Here is a 15,713-nt window from a genome sequence, read left to right as displayed (position 1 = left end):
TGCCCGCGCAGGGAAGGCTCAGCCCGCTCGGCGGGCGGCCAATGCGGCCTGCATCTCGGCCAGCACCTTGGCCGCGCCCGGCTCCTGCTGCACGCGGCCCCAATAGGCGGCGACCTTGGTGTGCTTGGCCAGCAGATCCCCCTTGCCGAACACCATGCCGAACACCCCCACGAACATCAGCATGGGAACGAGCGCGCAGTCGGCCGTCGTGATCTCGTCGCCGACGGCGTACTTGTCTTCGGTCATGAAGACGTTGAGGTGCTCCAGGCCGCTCTCCAGCTTCTCGAAGGCGTCGGCCACCACGGCCGCATCCCGGGTCGCCGGGTTCATCTGGCCAAACAGCGCGCCGCCCGAGGCCATCACATAGAGTTCCGCCACCCGGGCGATCAGCCGGCCGCGGGCGATGTCGGCGGGCTTGGTGGCCCGCAGCTTGGCCTCCGGGAAGGCGTCGGCCAGATATTCGACGATGGTGTCGCTCTCGGGGATCACCGTGCCGTCGTCCAGCACCAGCGCCGGCAGCTTGCCCATCGGATTGATCGCCAGATATTCGGCGCTCTTCAGGTCCCCGGGATGGGCCATGATCTCGACGGGGAGGTTCTTGGCGTAGATGGCGACACGCGGACGCGAGGCGAAGGGCGAGAGTTCGGCGGAATAGAGCTTCATGGCGTTTCCTGACGAGATCCGGCGCGCCTCTTCGAAGCGGGCGCGCTGCGGCGGAACTCATAGTCGCCACGGGCTCCGGAAACCAGAGCTTGGCCTAACGCCCCGCCCGCCCGCAGATCAGGTCCACCACCGAGGCGCCCATGGCCCTCAGCGTCGCCAGGTCGCCGCCGGCCCGGGCGCGGACCGCCAAGCCGTTCAGCACCCCGGTGGCCACCCGCGCCATGCCGGCTGCGTCGCTGGAGCCGGGCAGATTTCCCACCTCCATGGCGCGCGAAATCCGCGCCTCGAAGGCCGCGTCGATCTCGGAGAGCGCGCTCGCCAGCACGTCGCGGATATCGGGATCGTCCACCGCCTCGGTCACCGCCGTTCCGATCAGGAAGCAGCCGCGCGGCCCGCTGTCGCCGCGCATATAGATGCCGGCCGAGGCCTCATAGACCCGGGTCAGAGCCACCCGCAGATGCTCCTCGGGCGCCATCGCCGCCGCCAGCCCAGCGTTGATCTCGGCCCGGGATTTCTCCAAGGCCTGGATATACATGGCCTTCTTGTCCCCGAATGCGCCATAGAGGCTGGGCCGGTTCAGGCCGGTCGCCGCCGACAGGTCGTCCAGGGAGGTCGCCGCATAGCCGGTGTTCCAGAAGGCCGCGCGCGCCTGATCCAGCGCCACGGCGGGATCGTAGCTGCGAGGACGGCCGCGAGGACGGGGTTGGTTCTGTACCACTTCGAATCAAATCTCCGAGGCGATTAATTTACTACCGTTAAGGACTTTAATGCCTGGCGCCAGGGGGTATTTCGACCTTGCAGCGGTTGAGGAAATCGCTTCCCGCGCGAAGCCTATTTCGTACCAATTTGTACAAAATAATTGACGCCTTTTATTTTGTATCGGACGGTATGTAAATAAACCGACCGGAGGACGTCATGGACCTGTACTTCTCACCCCTCGCCTGCTCGCTCGCCTCACGCATCACGGTCTACGAGGCCGGCGCGGAGGGCTCCGTCGCCCTGCGCCAGGTGGACACCAAGACCCAGACGACCGCCGACGGCGCCGACTACCGCGCCATCAACGCCAAGGGCATGGTCCCGGCCCTGCGCACAGACGGCGGCGACATCCTCACTGAGAACGCCGCCATCCTGCCCTTCCTCGCCGACCAGTTCCCGGCGGCGAACCTGGCGCCGACGGGTGGGATTGAGCGTTCGCGCCTGACCCAATGGCTCAGCTTCATCGGATCGGAGCTGCACAAGAGCGTGTTCACGCCCCTGTTAAGCCCCAAGGCCAATGACGGCGCCAAGACCTATGCCCGCGAGGCCGCGGTCAGCCGCCTGGCCTATCTCGACGCCCACCTGCGAGGCCGCGACTACCTGCTGGACCGCTTCAGCGTCGCCGACGCCTACCTCACCGCCGTGCTGAACTGGGCGCAGTTCGTCGGCGTCGACCTGGCGACCTGGCCCTCCGTGGCCGCCTACTACGCCCGGGTGACGGCAAGGCCGCACGTCGCGCGCGCGATGCAGGAAGAAATGGGGCTGTTTCAGGCGGCGTAAGGCCCCCTACCTCAAAGTACGTCATCCCCGGGCTTGTCCCGGGGACCCATGATCTCCGCCTCACCGCAGGTCGCGGCGGCGCCATTGTCTCTTCCTGAGCTACGGAGATCATGGGTGGCCGGGACAAACCCGGCCATGACGATCAAGAGGGTTGGCGCTCTCCCTTGACCCAACCGGCAGCATCGCGGGACAAGCATGTGCGTCAAACGCACATCCCCGGAGAGACCCCGCTGACCGCTCCCATCCGCATCGCCATCGCCGGGGCCCTTGGCCGCATGGGTCAGGCGATCGCCGCCGTGGTTGAGGCCCGTGACGACGTGGTCTTGGCCGCCCGTTTCGACCGGCCCGACGCCGCCGGCGAGGGCCTGGTCAGCCGCGACGAGGCGCTGGCCGCCTGCGACGTGGTCATCGACTTCACCACGCCGGCCGCCTCCGTGGCCCTGGCCCAGCACTGCGCCGCGCGCGGCGGCCCGGCCCTGGTGATCGGCGCCACCGGCATTTCCGAGGCGGACGGCGCCCTCATCGACGCCTGCGCGGCGAAGATCCCCATCGTCCGGGCCCGCAACTTCTCGCTCGGCGTCAACATGCTGATGAGCCTGGTGACCCAGGCCGCCAAGGCCCTGGCCGCCAGCGACTACGACATCGAGGTCTTCGAGGCCCACCACCGCCGCAAGGTCGATAGCCCCTCCGGCACCGCCCTGATGCTGGGCGAAGCCGCCGCCGAGGGCCGCGGCGTGGACCTGAACGATGTCGCCCAACGCGGCCGTGACGGCCTCAACGGTCCGCGCGCCACCGGCGATATCGGCTTCTCCGTCATGCGCGGCGGCGACATCATCGGCGAGCACTCAGTGATCTTCGCCGCCGAGGACGAGATCCTCACCCTCAGCCACTCGGCCCGCGACCGGCGCCTGTTCGCCCGCGGCGCGGTCCAGGCCGCGCTCTGGGCGGCGGGAAAGCCGTCCGGCGCCTACGACATGCAGGACGTCCTCAAGTCCTGAGGCGAAAACTTTTTAACCGTTTTGAGGGGGTATTGCGCATGGCCGGAGACATCCTGATCCAGGACGCCACGAGCCAGCTCGCCGCCCTGCAGAGCAAGCGCATCTCGTCGGAGGAACTGCTGAAGCTGGCGCTCGGCCGTCATGAGAAGCTGCACAAGCGCCTCAACGCCGTGGTCAACGCCGACCTCTCCCACGCCCTGGAGCGGGCGCGGTCCATCGACGACACCCGGGTGAAGGACGGCCACCTCGGACCGCTGGCCGGTCTGCCCATGACCATCAAGGACACCCTGGACGTGGCGGGCATGCCGGCCTCGGCGGGGCTCGACAGCTTCCGCCACCGGGTCTGCGAGGACGCGGACGCCGTCTCGGGCGCGCGCCGCGCGGGAGCGGTGATCTGGGGCAAGACCAATGTGCCGGTTATGGCCGGGGACTGGCAGAGCTTCAACGACCTCTACGGGACCACCAACAACCCCTGGGACGCCGAGCGCACCAGCGGCGGCTCCTCCGGCGGGGCGGCGGCAGCGCTGGCCGTCGGCATCACGCCCCTGGAGATCGGCTCGGATATCGGCGGCTCCCTGCGGGTTCCGGCCCATTTCTGTGGCGTCTTCTCCCACAAGCCCACCTGGGGCCTCGTCTCGCAGATCGGCCACGTACCGCCCCATCCCGGCGCCCATGCCGAGCGCGACCTCAACGTGATCGGGCCCATGGCCCGCTCGGCGCGGGATCTGCGCCTGCTGCTCTCGCTGATCGCCAATGGTCCGGTGGCGGCCAAGGCGCCCGCCGCCGACCTTACCAAGACCAAGATCGGGGTGTGGCTCGATGAGGATGGCTTCCCCCTGGACGGTGAAGTTCGCACCGTTCTGGAGTCCTTCGTCACCCAGCTGGCCGAGGCCGGCGCCGAGATCGAGATTATCTCCAGCCCGGTCCCCACCGACCAGCTTATGAGCGCCTACCAGGTGCTGCTGGGTTCGATCATCGGCTCGGACCTGCCGGACGCCCAGCGTCGCCAGATGCAGTCCATGCGCGGCGTCGCCAAGCTGGCCGTGACCCTGGGGGCCGACGAGCGCTCCTCCCTGGCCCAGGTGCGGGCCTATACCGCCACCCACGCCGAGTGGCTGGAGGCCGACGAGGTCCGCTGCCGCCTGCGCGACGGCCTGAAGACCGTCTTCTCCAAGTTCGATGTGATCCTGGCCCCGGTCAGCCCGGTGGTGGCCTTCCAGCACAACCATCGCGCCTTCGCGAGCCGTAAGCTGGTCTGTTCCACGGGCCAGACCCTGCCCTACGCCGCGATGCTGGACTGGATCGCCCTGGCCACCGCCTGCTACCTGCCGGTGACCACGGTCCCGGCCGGCCACGCCATGTCAGGCCTCCCGGTGGGCGTCCAGCTCATCGGCCCCCAGGGCGGCGACGCCAAGACCCTGGCCATCGCCCAGGCCATTGACGAGAACATCCGCGGCTTCGTCGCGCCGACGATAGATTTCTGAGGATCAAGCGGCCCCAGTAGACCCGAACCCGCCAGCGCCGCGCGCCGTCTCGTCGAGGTCGCTGACCTCGGCCACCGTCGCCTGGATCACCGGGGCGATGACCATCTGGGCGATGCGGTCGCCTCTGCGAACGGTGAAATCTTCTGCGCCGAGGTTGATCAGGATGACCTTCACCTCGCCCCGGTAGTCGGAATCGACGGTGCCGGGCGTGTTCAGGCAGGTGATCCCGGACTTCAGCGCCAGGCCCGAGCGCGGCCGCACCTGGCCCTCGAAGCCGCGGGGGATCGCCATGGCCAATCCGGTCGGCACGGCGAACCGGTCGCCCGGGCGGATCACCACCGGCTCGCCCTGCGGCACAGCGGCCCGCAGGTCCATGCCGGCGGAATCGGCGGTCTCATAGGCCGGCAGCGGCAGTTCCAAATTATGCGCCAGGCGCTTGATAGGCAGGTTCAAGAGAGCTCCTCGGCCATGCGCGTCGCCAGCTTGCGGGCGACGTCGGACTTTGCGGTCCGCTCCCATCGCTCGATTCCCTGGGGCGTGACGATGGAAACGGCATTGTCGTCGCCGCCCATCGTGCCCGTGATGCTGACGTCATTGGCCACGATCCAGTCGCAGCCCTTCTTGGCCAGCTTGGCCTGGGCGTAGGCCTCCACATTGTCGGTCTCGGCGGCGAAGCCCACCACCAGCTTGGGGCGGGGGAAGCCGTTGGAGAGGGTGGCCAGGATGTCGGGGTTCTCCACCAGCGTCAGGGCAGGCGGGCCATCGGCCCCCTTCTTCATCTTGGAGCCGGCCTCGGTTTCGGGCCGCCAGTCGGAGACCGCCGCCACGCAGACACAGATGTCGGCCGGAAGGGCGGCCTCGCAGGCGGCCAGCATCTCGCGGGCCGTCTCCACGTCCACGCGCTTGACCCCCAGCGGGGTCGCGAGCGCCACCGGACCCGCCACCAGGGTGACGTCGGCCCCGAGTTCGGCCAGGGCGGCGGCGATGGCGAAACCCTGCTTGCCGCTGGAGCGGTTGGTGAGCACGCGGACCGGGTCGATAGGCTCGGCGGTGGGGCCGGCGGTGACGATGGCCCTGCGTCCCGCGAGCGGCTTCGCCGCGGGGCCCTCCAGGGCCTTCATGATGGCGGCGAAGATCTCCGGCGGCTCGGCCAAACGGCCGGGCCCGAACTCGCCGCAGGCCATGGCGCCTTCATCGGGACCGACGAAGGCGACGCCATCGGCGGCCAGGGTCGCCAGGTTCCGCCGGGTGGCCGGGTGGTTCCACATGCGCACGTTCATAGCCGGCGCCATCAGCACCCGCTTGTCGGTCGCCAATAGGGTCGTCGACGCCAAGTCGTTGGCCAGACCATTCGCGGCCTTGGCCATCAGGTCGGCGGTGGCGGGCGCGACCACCACCAGGTCAGCGGAGCGGGAGAGCTGGATGTGGCCCATCTCCGACTCGTCATCCAGCGAGAAGAGTTCGGAATAGACGCGGTCTTCGCAGAGCGCCGAGAGGCTGAGCGGCGTAACGAACTGGGCGCCGGCGGCGGTCAGGATCGGCCGCACCGCGACGCCGGCCTTGCGCAGCAGCCGCACCAGTTCGAGGCTCTTATAGGCCGCGATCCCGCCGCCCACGATCAGGAGAATTCGCTTTTCCGACAAGGCTTCGCGCCCCCTTGGTGAAGGTCCCCGGTCATAGGCCAAACAGACCGGCTGGACAAACCCGCCGATCTGTTCTTAATTTGTTCCAGCTTCACTTGGCCGTGCAGGGAGAGAACACGATGGCTGGGTTCAAGGTCTGGTTCAGCGCGGGCGCCGCGCTGCTTTTGCTGGCCGCCTGCGAGCGGCCCTCGGCGGTGGCGAGCAAGTCCTCGGACAACGCATCTTCGACATCCTCATCTTCCGCCTCCGACAGCGGGCGAGATGCGAACACCACGGTCAGCGCCGACCGCCGGGACGAGGCCGTGCCAGAGGTGGACGGCAAGCCCATGTGGTCCTCCAGCCGCAAGGGCACGGCGCAGGAGAACGCCGCCAAGAGCTTCGAGCGCAACGGCGAGGCCTTCGGCGCCGACAATCTGGACGCCTTCGTGAAGAAGGCCCACGCCTTCGTCGATCATCCTCCGGCCGGGACCCAGACGCTGAAGCGGTCCAACGGCGACACCCTCTTCTATGACCCCAAGAGCAATGTCTTCGCGGTGGCCAACAAGGAGGGCGCGCCGCGCACCATGTTCAAGCCGGACGAGGGGCAGGCCTACTGGGATGAGCAGAAGGCCCGCGAGGCCAAGCGCCAGACGGCCAAGTCCGACCGCCGAAACCGCGACGATGGATAGGCACATCATCCGCACCCGCGACCTGGACTGGTCGTCCCTGCCCTCGGGCCGCCATCCGTTCAATCCGGACTCGGAAATGAAGATGGCCCGGCTGGGCGACCAGACCGGGATGAAGCGGGTGCTGACCAACCTGGTCCGCCTGCCGCCCGGCAAGGAGAGCTTCATCGCCCATAGCCACGCCGTGGAGGAGGAGTTCATCTTCGTCCTGGAGGGGACCGGCGAGGTGACCCTGGACGGCGAGGCCCATGCGGTGGGGCCGGGAGACTTCGTAGGCTTCCCCACCGACGGCGTGGTGCATGGCTTCCGCAACACCGGGGCCAGCGACCTGCTCTACCTCACCGCCGGGGAACGGGCGCGGGTGGAGATCGCCGAAATGCCCAGCATCGGCAAGACCACGGTCTTCCGTCCCGGGCGGATCACGATGTTCGGAGACGGCGGCGTCGAGGAACTGACCCCCGAGGAATGGGGCGCGCGGACCAAGCTGCCCTAGAAGAGCCAGGACGCCAGCAGGAAGACCGCCGCCGCCGTCAAGGCCCCGAAGGCGAACCAGCGGGCCGGATGTGACGCCTCGACCTCCACCACCGCCACGGCGGGCTGCGGTGGGTTTTCCAGCAGGCGGGCGAGGTTGCGCAGGGCCTGCAGCCCCTCGTCGGCGAACCGCTTGACCTTGGCGGCCGGAGACAGCTCCCGCAGCATCCAGCGGCGCACCACCGGATCGGCGGCGGCCCAGATGTCGTGATCAGGACAGATGCGGCGGGCGACGCCCTCCACGGTCATCATGGTCTTCTGCAGCAGCACCAGTTCGGGCCGCAGCTTCATGTCGAACAGGGCGGTGATCTCGAACAGCTGGATCAGCACCCGGCTCATGGAGATCTCGTTGGCGGGCCGCCCGAACACCTGTTCGCCAACCGCCCGCAGCGCCTGGGCGAAGGCCGCGGGGCTGTGACCGGCCGGCACATAGCCCGCCTCGAAGTGGACCTGGGCCACCCGGTCGTAGTCCTTTTCCAGGAACCCCCAGAGGATCTCGGCCAGATACCGCCGCTCGGGCGCGCCGAGCCGGCCGATGATCCCGAAGTCGACGGCGATCACCTTGTCCGGCGCGGCGACGAACAGGTTCCCCTCGTGCAGGTCGGCGTGGAAGACCCCGTGGTCCAGAGCCTGGGCCAGGAAGGCGCGGATCAGGTTGTCGGCCAGGGCCTGGCGGTCGAGGCCCGGCAAGGTCAGGGCCGCCTCGTCGGAGAGCGGCGCGCCCGGCGCCCATTCCTGGGTGAGGACCCGCTTGCCGACCCCTTCCCAGACGATCTTCGGCGTCGACATATAGCCGTCGCGGGCCATGACGCCCGCCAGTTCGTCGGCCCCGGCGGCCTCGAGGCGCAGGTCCAGCTCCAGCTCAGTGGCGCGGATGACGGTGGCGGCCAGGGCTCTGGGTTCAAGCCTTCGCGCCACCAGGCTCCAGCGCTCCACCAGCCGGCCGGCCAGGGCCATGACCTCGGCGTCCTGGGCCACCCGCAGGGCGATGCCCGGCCGCAGCACCTTCACGGCGACCCTGCGACCGTCCAGCAGGGTGGCCTGGTGGGCCTGGGCGAGGGAGGCGGCGGCCACCGGCGGACCGAAGCTGGAATAGAGGCTCTCCACCTTGCGGCCCAGGGTCAGCTCCACCTCGCGGCGGGCCTGGTCGGTGGGGAAGGGATCGAGCTTGTCCTTCAGGCGGGCGAGGTCAAGGGCGAAGGTCTCACCGAAGATGTCGGCCCTCGTGGAGAGAAGTTGACCCAGCTTGATGGCCACCGGGCCCAGCCGTTCCAGCGACCGCGCCAGGCGTTCCCCCGGGCGGCCGAGGCGGGCGGACGGACCGGCGGCGATCCGCGACAGATTTGCGAGGAATTTCAGGCCCGGCGGATAGAGGGCGGCCAGTTCACGGGGCAGGAGGGCGTCATTGCGCGCCAGCAGCAGGCCGGCCGACATTAGCCGACAAGTGGCCGTCAGGGTCCCCACCGATCAGACAGCCCAACCGTGGTGCAGGGCCGCGACCCCGCCGGTGAAGTTGGTGTAGCCGGCGCGGCTGAACCCGGCCTTGGTGATCAGGTCGACGAAGGTCTTCTGGTCGGGGAACCGGCGGATGCTCTCCACCAGATACTGGTAGGAGGCGCGGTCCTTGGCCACCAGTTCGCCGATGGCCGGGATCACCTTGAAAGAATAGGCGTCATAGGCGCGGCGCAGGGCCTCGGTGGCCGGCTGCGAGAACTCCAGGCACAGGAACCGGCCGCCGGGCTTCAGCACCCGTCGCGCCTCGCGCAGGGCCGCGGAGATGTCGGTGACGTTGCGGATTCCGAAGGAGATCACATAGGCGTTGGCGCTGGCGTCCGGCAGCGGCAGGCGCTGGGCATCGCCGACGGTCCAGGTGATCTCCGGCTCCCCGCCGCGCTCACGGCCCGCGGCGATCATCTCGGCGTTGTAGTCGATGATGTGGATGGCCGCGTCGTCCCCGCCCCGGCGCAGCTGGGCGGCTCGCGCCATCTTGGCGAAACGGCGGGCCATGTCGCCGGTGCCCCCGGCGCAGTCGACGATCACCTCGCCCGGCTGCGGGTTCAGGCGCGCGGCGACAGCGTCCTTCCACAGGCGGTGGACGCCGGCGCTCATCAGGTCGTTCATCAGGTCGTAGCGGCTGGCGACCTTGTCGAAGACTCCGCGCACCAGACGCGGCTTCTCGGCGGGGTCCACGTCGCGGAAACCGAAGGTGGCGGCAGGTCCTGTCATGGCCTTGGGTCTTAGACCGCAAGCCCCGCCCGCGCCAGCCTCCCGCTTGAGCCACAGGGCGACCCGTGCCACTCCAGCGTCATGCCTGAACTTCCCGAGGTCGAGACCGTCCGCCGCGGCCTGGCGCCCGTGCTGGAGGGCGCCAGGCTCTCCCGCGTCGAGGCCCGCCGCGCCGACCTGCGCTTTCCCTTCCCCGAGGGCTTCGTGCAACGTCTGACCGGGGCGACGATCCAGCGCCTGGACCGCCGGGCGAAATATCTGATGGGGGAGCTGGACCGCGGCGAGACCCTGGTGATGCACCTCGGCATGAGCGGCCGCTTCGAGATCGCCCGGCCGGAGGGGACGATCCGGCCCGGTGAATTCGTCTACGCCCAGGACCCGGACCCCAAGCACGCCCATGTGGTGTTCGAGACGCAGGCCGGGGGGCGGGTCACCTATTACGACCCCCGCCGCTTCGGCTACATGGCGCTGATTGAGACCGCCAAGCTCCAGGAGCATCCCTGGTTCGCCGGCCTCGGCCCTGAGCCGTTGTCCGACGCTTTCAATGCGGATCGGCTGAAGGCCGCCTTCGCCAACCGCAAGCAGGGGCCCAAGACCCTGCTGCTGGACCAGCGGGTCGTGGCGGGACTGGGCAACATCTATGTCTGCGAGGCGCTGAACCGGGCGCGGATCTCCCCCTTCAAGCCGGCGGGCTCCATTCCGGCCAGGAAACTGCCGGGCCTGGTCACCATCATCCGTGAGGTGCTGGAGGAGGCGATCGCCGCCGGGGGGTCCACCCTGCGCGACTATGCGTCCGCCGACGGCGCCCTGGGCTATTTCCAGCATCGGTTCCGGGCCTATGGCCGAGAAGGGCAGCCCTGCTTGAACGAGGGTTGTACGGGCGTCATCGCCCGCGAGGTGCAGGCCGGCCGCTCGACCTTCTTCTGCCCCGTTTGCCAGAAATAACCCCGCTCATCCCGGCGACGGCCGGGACCCAGATTCACCCAAGGCGCCTGGAGGTGATCCCAGGTCCGCCCGTCGGATCGTCTCGGAAAGCCCGTGGGCCTCACCTGGATCCCGGCCTTCGCCGGGACGAGCGGAGGGGTAAGGTGATCGGCGAGCCATTCCACTGCGTCTGAAAGCCCCCTAGATTCCTCCCATGTTCAAGCTTGGCCTGCTCGCCCTGGCGGCGTTCCTCGTCTCCGGACCCGCCCTGGCCAAGCCGCCGGTGTGGATCGTGCGCGACGCCGATTCCGAGGTTCTGATCTTTGGCTCGGTGCACGTCCTGCCGCCGGGTCGGGACTGGCGGCCCACCAAGCTGGACTTAGCCCTGACCGCCGCCGACGACCTGTGGTTCGAACTGCCCATGGGCCAGGCCACAGAGGCGGAGATCGCGGGCCTGGCGGCGTCCAAGGGCGTCCTGCCCCCTGACCAGCACCTCAGCGCCCTGCTGTCGCCGGCCGGCGCCGCCGCGCTGGCCAAGGCCGGCCAGACCTACGGCCTCATGCCAGGCTTCCTCGACCGGCTGGAGCCCTGGTTCGCCGAGGTCGCCCTGGCCGGCGCCCAGTTCCGCGCCGAGGGCGCCGACACCGACTCCGGCGTCGAGAAGTCGATCAACGGCACAGCGCCCGCTACCGCCCAACGCCGCGCCTTCGAGACCGCCGCCCAGCAGATCGCCCTGTTCGACGAGGCGCCTGTGGCCGCCCAGGTCGCCTCGCTGGAGGACAGCTTGACGCAAATGGACAAAGACCCCGACGCCTATGACCGGCTGATCGCCTCCTGGATGGCCGCCGACACCGCCGCCCTGGAGAAGGATGCGCTCACCCCGCTCAAGACGGCCTCGCCGGTGCTCTATGCGCGGCTGGTGAGCGACCGGAACGCCGCCTGGACCAAGGTGCTGGATGAGCGTCTCAAGGGCCACGGCCACACCGTCGTCGTCGTGGGCGTCGGCCACCTGCTCACCGCCGACGGCGTGCCCGCCCGGCTGCGGGCGCTTGGCTATTCCGTCGAGGGGCCGTAATCCGGCTTTCTACCCTCTTACAAGGAGCCGGCCATGGCCTATGAGACCCTGATCGTCGAGACCACGGACGCCGTCACCCTGATCCGGCTGAACCGGCCCGAGGCGCTGAATGCGCTCAACAGCCAGCTTCTGTCCGAACTGACCGCCGCGTTGGACGCCGCCGAGGCCGACGAGACCGTCCGCTGCCTGGTGCTCACCGGGTCGGACCGCGCCTTCGCCGCCGGCGCCGACATCAAGGAGATGTCGGACAAGACCTACGCCCAGATGTTCGCGGCCGACTTCTTCGGCGCCTTCGCCCGGCGGATGGAGCAGTTCCGCAAGCCGATCATCGCCGCCGTCGCCGGCTACGCGCTTGGCGGCGGCTGCGAACTGGCCATGCTGTGCGACTTCATCATCGCCGCAGAGACCGCCAAGTTCGGCCAGCCTGAGATCAATCTTGGCGTCGCGCCGGGCATCGGCGGCACCCAGCGCCTGACCCGCTTCGTCGGCAAGTCCAAGGCCATGGACATGATCCTCACCGCCCGGATGATGGACGCCGCCGAGGCCGAGCGTTCGGGCCTGGTTTCCCGCGTTGTCCCTGCCGACAAGCTGATCGAGGAGGCCATGGGCGCCGCGACCAAGGTCGCCAGCCAGTCGCCCCTGGCGGTGATGATGAACAAGGAACTGGTGGAGGCGGCCTACGAGACCACGCTGGCCACCGGCGTGGCCCTGGAGCGGCGCCTGTTCCACTCCCTCTTCGCCTTCGACGACCAGAAGGAGGGCATGGCCGCCTTCGTCGAGAAGCGGAAGCCCAGCTTCAAGGGATCGTAGTCTAAACCCTCCCCCGCTCGTCCCGGCGAAGGCCGGGATCCAGGTGAAACCCCCTACGGTTTCAGATGAGGCCATGTCGGAATGTCGGATCACCTCCCCCCGCTCAGGATAAATCTGGGTCCCGGCCTTCGCCGGGATGAGCGGTTTTTGGGGAACGCGATTGAACCTGGAATAGCGGCATGCGGCTGATCGCGTTCGGAGAGTCCTTCGTCCAGGGCGCAGGCGACCCCGACCATCTGGGCTGGGTGGGGCGGGCCATCTCGGGGCGGCGCGAGATCAGCCTCTATAACCTCGGCATCCGCCGCGAGACCTCGACACAGCTGCTGGCGCGCTGGGAGGGCGAGGCCCGCCTGCGGCGGGTGGACTATGAGCCCATGCGGATCGTCTTCTCCTTCGGCTGCAATGACAGCCACCTGGAGGACGGCGCGCCGCGGGTGGCGGTGGCGGAAACCCTGAAGAACGCCCGCGCCCTGCTGACGGGCGCCCTGGCCTTCGCCCCGGTGCTGATGGTCGGGCCGCCGCCGGTGGCCGATCCCGGGGTCTGCGCCCGCACCGAGGCGCTGAACGCCGCCCTGCTGGCGCTGTGCGCCCGGCTGCAGGTGCCCTTCATCGACGTCTTCCAGCCCCTGGAGGCCGGCGGTCTCTGGCAGGCGGAAGCCGCCGCCTGGGACGGCGCGCACCCCGGCGCGGCGGGCTATCAGCAGATGGCCGACCTGGTCTCCGCCCACCCCGCCTGGCGACGTTTCATCGAAGGTGGCGAATAGCGTCGCGACCGCATTGACCCGCAAGGAACCTTCCCGTATATCCGCGCCTCCAATTTACCCGCCCGAGCAAAGGTTCGGGCGAGAGCCGTTTTGAGAGCTGAAGCATGGCCAATACGCCTGGCGCCAAGAAGGCCGTTCGCAAGATCGAACGCCGCACCGAAGTCAACAAGGCCCGCCGCTCGCGCGTGCGGACCTATCTTCGCAAGTTCGAAGAGGCTCTGACCTCGGGCGACGCCGCCGCCGCCAAGACCGCCTTCGTCGAGGCCCAGTCGGAACTGATGCGCGCCGTCACCAAGGGCGTCGTTCACAAGAACACCGGCTCGCGGAAAGTGTCCCGCCTGGCCGCCCAGCTCAAGAAGATGGCCGCTGCTTAAGGTTGCGGCGCCGAACGTCTAGCTCGGCCGCTAAGCGCCTGAAATAGCTATATTTTACAATGCACCCGCTGGTCGAAAGACCGGCGGGTGTTTTCGTGCGCTGCAGCATTTCATCCACAGCCCTGCGGCGAATCTTCTCAGTTAACGGAAGGTCGAAATCCAGATTCCCTTGCCGCGCGAGGGGTCGATTTGAGTCAACGAAAATATCGACTTGAGCTGCGAAGAATCTGCGTTGACCGCCTCGGCCCGCTGACTAGTGTTCAGGTCTTAAGCGCGTTCTTCCATCCCATCTCGGATGAAAAACAGCGGCGGGAGGAGTCTACCCTCTCGCCGGGTAAGAACTTGTGTTTGTTGAACAAAGATCCGGAAAGGCGCGGGGCCTCGATCCGGACGGGCAGGTGATGGTTGGTGATGACGATGACGACCGGGGGCATTGCGGGCAATATGGCCGAAGCTGCGGCTGGCGCGGTCTGGACTAAGACCTGCGTGGCGCTGAAGCGCGAACTTGGCGACGCCACCTTCGGGTCTTGGCTGGGCCAGGCGGCGCTGCGCGAACGCGGCGATGACGTCTGCCTGGTGGCCGCCACCGGCGTGGCGCGCGACTGGATTCGCCGTCATGCCTGGCGCCGTATTGGCGAGCTGTGGGCCCAGAACGACCCCATGGGCCGGGCTCTGGACCTGAAGTCTCGCATGGAATTCGACCAGGCCGCTCCGGCGTCGCCCATGGTCACGGCGTCGGGCCTTTCGGCGGCTGTCGCCGTCACGCCCGTGGAAACCGGTGTCACCGGAAATGTCATTGAAATCGAGGTCGACCTGACCGCGCCCCGGGCGGCGCGTCAGCAGGGCCTGCAGGAGCGCTTCTCCTTCGACACCTTCGTCGCCGGCCCCGCCAACGAGTTCGCCTTCGCGGTCGCCCGCCGGGTCGCCTCCTGGGCCGACGGCCACTTCAACCCCGTGCTCTTCCACGGCCCCTACGGCTTCGGTAAGACCCACCTGCTGAACGCCATGGCCTGGGAGGCCATGCGCACGGCGCCGGGCAAGCGGGTCGTCTATCTGACCGCCGAGCGCTTCACCTCCACCTTCGTCAAGGCCGTGCAGGACCGCCAGACCGCGGCCTTCAAGGAAGAGCTGCGCAACGCCGATTTGCTGCTGATCGACGACGTGCAGTTCGTGGCCGGCAAGACCTCCACGCAAGAGGAACTGTTCCACACCCTGATGGCCCTCATCGAGGACGGCCGCCGGGTGGTGATGACCGCCGACCGTTCGCCGGCCGAGCTGTCGGAGATGGAGCCGCGCCTGCGCAGCCACCTGCAGGCGGGGCTGGTCTGCGGCATCGAGCCCGCCGACCGCACCCTGCGTCTAGGCATCCTGGAGCGGAAGCTCGCCACCCTGGCCGGTCAGGGCCGCTTCGTCCCCTCGGCCAAGGCCGAGGTGCTGGAATTCCTCGCCGACCGCTTCACCGACAGCGTGCGCGAGCTGGAGGGGGCCCTGAACACCCTGGTGGCCCGAGTGGGCGGCGAGGTCGCCCGCCTGTCGCTGGACGAGGCCCAGGCCATCCTGCGCCCCAACCTCTCCTGCACCGAGAAGCGGGTGACGGTGGACCAGATCCAGAAGGCCGTGGCCGAGCACTATGGCCTCAAGCAGGCCGACATGATCTCCGAGCGCCGCGCCCGCGCCGTCGCCCGGCCCCGCCAGGCGGCCATGTGGATCGCCAAGCAGATCACCACCCGCTCCCTGCCCGACATCGGGCGCAGGTTCGGCGGCCGCGACCACACCACCGTCCTGCACGCCGTGCGCCGCATCGAGGCCCTGAAGGCCGACGACCCGGTCCTGGCGCGTGATCTCGACACCCTGCTGCGCAAGCTGCGCAGCTAGGCTTCAGCCCGATCTCCGAGGTTGAAACGAAGGCCCGCCACCCCCGGCGGGCCTTTCGCTTTGGGTAGCGCTAGGCACGATGCGAGCGCCGCTCGCGTGGCGGGGCATAACGAAGTCTTTATGTGACGAATACTGTGGATGAGGC

Annotated in this window: 17 protein-coding genes; 11 read left to right on the top strand and 6 right to left on the bottom strand. The window is 68.7% G+C overall.

Annotated elements, in window-relative coordinates; genetic code table 11:
• Positions 1–18: 18 nt before the first annotated feature.
• Both JKL49_RS01380 and JKL49_RS01375 read right to left on the bottom strand, forming a co-directional pair.
• A complete protein-coding gene (locus JKL49_RS01380) occupies positions 19–663 on the bottom strand; it encodes a glutathione S-transferase family protein (protein ID WP_215337724.1) in 645 nt (214 codons plus the stop codon).
• A 94-nt stretch (positions 664–757) separates the two neighbouring features.
• Positions 758–1,381 carry a TetR/AcrR family transcriptional regulator gene (locus JKL49_RS01375; RefSeq protein ID WP_215337722.1) on the bottom strand — a complete coding sequence of 208 codons (624 nt, stop codon included), beginning with the start codon at positions 1,379–1,381 and terminating at the stop codon, positions 758–760.
• Between the two features lie 197 nt (positions 1,382–1,578).
• On the opposite strand from JKL49_RS01375, the gene JKL49_RS01370 reads away from it, so the two are divergent.
• From JKL49_RS01370 to JKL49_RS01360, 3 genes are all read left to right on the top strand, one after another.
• Entirely contained in the window at positions 1,579–2,199 is a 621-nt protein-coding gene (locus tag JKL49_RS01370) for a glutathione binding-like protein (protein WP_215337720.1), read from the top strand.
• A gap of 230 nt (positions 2,200–2,429) precedes the next feature.
• Positions 2,430–3,197, top strand: a complete 768-nt coding sequence (dapB, locus tag JKL49_RS01365) for a 4-hydroxy-tetrahydrodipicolinate reductase (RefSeq protein ID WP_215342639.1) — start codon at positions 2,430–2,432, stop codon at positions 3,195–3,197.
• 38 nt (positions 3,198–3,235) lie between these two features.
• A complete protein-coding gene (locus tag JKL49_RS01360; protein ID WP_215337718.1) occupies positions 3,236–4,681 on the top strand; it encodes an amidase family protein in 1,446 nt (481 codons plus the stop codon).
• A 3-nt stretch (positions 4,682–4,684) separates the two neighbouring features.
• On the opposite strand, the gene dut is transcribed toward JKL49_RS01360, so the two are convergent.
• On the bottom strand, positions 4,685–5,134 hold the full coding sequence (gene dut / locus JKL49_RS01355) for a dUTP diphosphatase (RefSeq protein ID WP_249778003.1): 450 nt from the start codon (positions 5,132–5,134) through the stop codon (positions 4,685–4,687).
• Positions 5,131–6,324, bottom strand: coding sequence for a bifunctional phosphopantothenoylcysteine decarboxylase/phosphopantothenate--cysteine ligase CoaBC (coaBC, locus tag JKL49_RS01350; protein ID WP_215337714.1), 1,194 nt, complete (start codon positions 6,322–6,324; stop codon positions 5,131–5,133). Before coaBC ends, dut begins: the two co-directional genes overlap by 4 nt.
• Positions 6,325–6,443: 119 nt before the next feature.
• Between coaBC and JKL49_RS01345 the strand changes: the two genes are divergently transcribed.
• Positions 6,444–6,992 (top strand): hypothetical protein, encoded by a 549-nt coding sequence (locus JKL49_RS01345; protein WP_215337712.1) that lies wholly within the window; start codon positions 6,444–6,446, stop codon positions 6,990–6,992.
• Positions 6,985–7,482 carry a cupin domain-containing protein gene (locus JKL49_RS01340; RefSeq protein ID WP_215337710.1) on the top strand — a complete coding sequence of 166 codons (498 nt, stop codon included), beginning with the start codon at positions 6,985–6,987 and terminating at the stop codon, positions 7,480–7,482. The genes JKL49_RS01345 and JKL49_RS01340 overlap by 8 nt, the downstream gene beginning before the upstream one ends.
• Here JKL49_RS01340 and ubiB read toward each other — a convergent pair.
• Complete coding sequence (gene ubiB / locus JKL49_RS01335) at positions 7,479–8,954, bottom strand: 2-polyprenylphenol 6-hydroxylase (protein ID WP_215337708.1); 1,476 nt, start codon at positions 8,952–8,954, stop codon at positions 7,479–7,481. The two genes, JKL49_RS01340 and ubiB, sit on opposite strands and share 4 nt — an antisense overlap.
• Positions 8,955–8,987: 33 nt before the next feature.
• Positions 8,988–9,746 (bottom strand): class I SAM-dependent methyltransferase, encoded by a 759-nt coding sequence (locus JKL49_RS01330; RefSeq protein WP_215337706.1) that lies wholly within the window; start codon positions 9,744–9,746, stop codon positions 8,988–8,990.
• Between the two features lie 81 nt (positions 9,747–9,827).
• Between JKL49_RS01330 and mutM the strand changes: the two genes are divergently transcribed.
• The 6 genes from mutM to dnaA all read left to right on the top strand — a co-directional run bounded on the left by mutM (position 9,828) and on the right by dnaA (position 15,568).
• Positions 9,828–10,691: a bifunctional DNA-formamidopyrimidine glycosylase/DNA-(apurinic or apyrimidinic site) lyase gene (gene mutM / locus JKL49_RS01325; protein ID WP_215337704.1), complete on the top strand. Its 864-nt coding sequence runs from the start codon at positions 9,828–9,830 to the stop codon at positions 10,689–10,691.
• A gap of 193 nt (positions 10,692–10,884) precedes the next feature.
• Positions 10,885–11,745, top strand: coding sequence for a TraB/GumN family protein (locus JKL49_RS01320; RefSeq protein ID WP_215337702.1), 861 nt, complete (start codon positions 10,885–10,887; stop codon positions 11,743–11,745).
• A 33-nt stretch (positions 11,746–11,778) separates the two neighbouring features.
• On the top strand, positions 11,779–12,555 hold the full coding sequence (locus JKL49_RS01315) for an enoyl-CoA hydratase (RefSeq protein WP_215337700.1): 777 nt from the start codon (positions 11,779–11,781) through the stop codon (positions 12,553–12,555).
• A 179-nt stretch (positions 12,556–12,734) separates the two neighbouring features.
• Complete coding sequence (locus JKL49_RS01310; protein WP_215337698.1) at positions 12,735–13,319, top strand: GDSL-type esterase/lipase family protein; 585 nt, start codon at positions 12,735–12,737, stop codon at positions 13,317–13,319.
• A 104-nt stretch (positions 13,320–13,423) separates the two neighbouring features.
• Positions 13,424–13,693, top strand: a complete 270-nt coding sequence (gene rpsT, locus JKL49_RS01305; protein ID WP_215337696.1) for a 30S ribosomal protein S20 — start codon at positions 13,424–13,426, stop codon at positions 13,691–13,693.
• Between the two features lie 411 nt (positions 13,694–14,104).
• The gene (gene dnaA / locus JKL49_RS01300) at positions 14,105–15,568 is read left to right on the top strand and encodes a chromosomal replication initiator protein DnaA (protein WP_215337694.1); all 1,464 of its coding nucleotides are present in this window, start codon (positions 14,105–14,107) and stop codon (positions 15,566–15,568) included.
• The last annotated feature ends 145 nt before the right edge of the window (positions 15,569–15,713 follow it).

This window comes from Phenylobacterium glaciei (genome assembly GCF_016772415.1).
Classification (GTDB): domain Bacteria; phylum Pseudomonadota; class Alphaproteobacteria; order Caulobacterales; family Caulobacteraceae; genus Phenylobacterium; species Phenylobacterium glaciei.
This window is presented reverse-complemented; position numbering and strand designations above follow the sequence as displayed.

Bases quoted from the DNA above. Each gene is read 5' to 3' on its own strand.
- JKL49_RS01380 (WP_215337724.1), bottom strand. From the start codon at position 663: ATGAAGCTCTATTCCGCCGAACTCTCGCCCTTCGCCTCGCGTCCGCGT.
- JKL49_RS01360 (WP_215337718.1), top strand. From the start codon at position 3,236: ATGGCCGGAGACATCCTGATCCAGGACGCCACGAGCCAGCTCGCCGCC.
- mutM (WP_215337704.1), top strand. From the start codon at position 9,828: ATGCCTGAACTTCCCGAGGTCGAGACCGTCCGCCGCGGCCTGGCGCCC.
- ubiB (WP_215337708.1), bottom strand. From the start codon at position 8,954: ATGTCGGCCGGCCTGCTGCTGGCGCGCAATGACGCCCTCCTGCCCCGT.
- JKL49_RS01370 (WP_215337720.1), top strand. From the start codon at position 1,579: ATGGACCTGTACTTCTCACCCCTCGCCTGCTCGCTCGCCTCACGCATC.
- JKL49_RS01315 (WP_215337700.1), top strand. From the start codon at position 11,779: ATGGCCTATGAGACCCTGATCGTCGAGACCACGGACGCCGTCACCCTG.
- dnaA (WP_215337694.1), top strand. From the start codon at position 14,105: ATGACGATGACGACCGGGGGCATTGCGGGCAATATGGCCGAAGCTGCG.
- JKL49_RS01340 (WP_215337710.1), top strand. From the start codon at position 6,985: ATGGATAGGCACATCATCCGCACCCGCGACCTGGACTGGTCGTCCCTG.
- JKL49_RS01330 (WP_215337706.1), bottom strand. From the start codon at position 9,746: ATGACAGGACCTGCCGCCACCTTCGGTTTCCGCGACGTGGACCCCGCC.
- rpsT (WP_215337696.1), top strand. From the start codon at position 13,424: ATGGCCAATACGCCTGGCGCCAAGAAGGCCGTTCGCAAGATCGAACGC.
- JKL49_RS01320 (WP_215337702.1), top strand. From the start codon at position 10,885: ATGTTCAAGCTTGGCCTGCTCGCCCTGGCGGCGTTCCTCGTCTCCGGA.
- JKL49_RS01310 (WP_215337698.1), top strand. From the start codon at position 12,735: ATGCGGCTGATCGCGTTCGGAGAGTCCTTCGTCCAGGGCGCAGGCGAC.
- JKL49_RS01345 (WP_215337712.1), top strand. From the start codon at position 6,444: ATGGCTGGGTTCAAGGTCTGGTTCAGCGCGGGCGCCGCGCTGCTTTTG.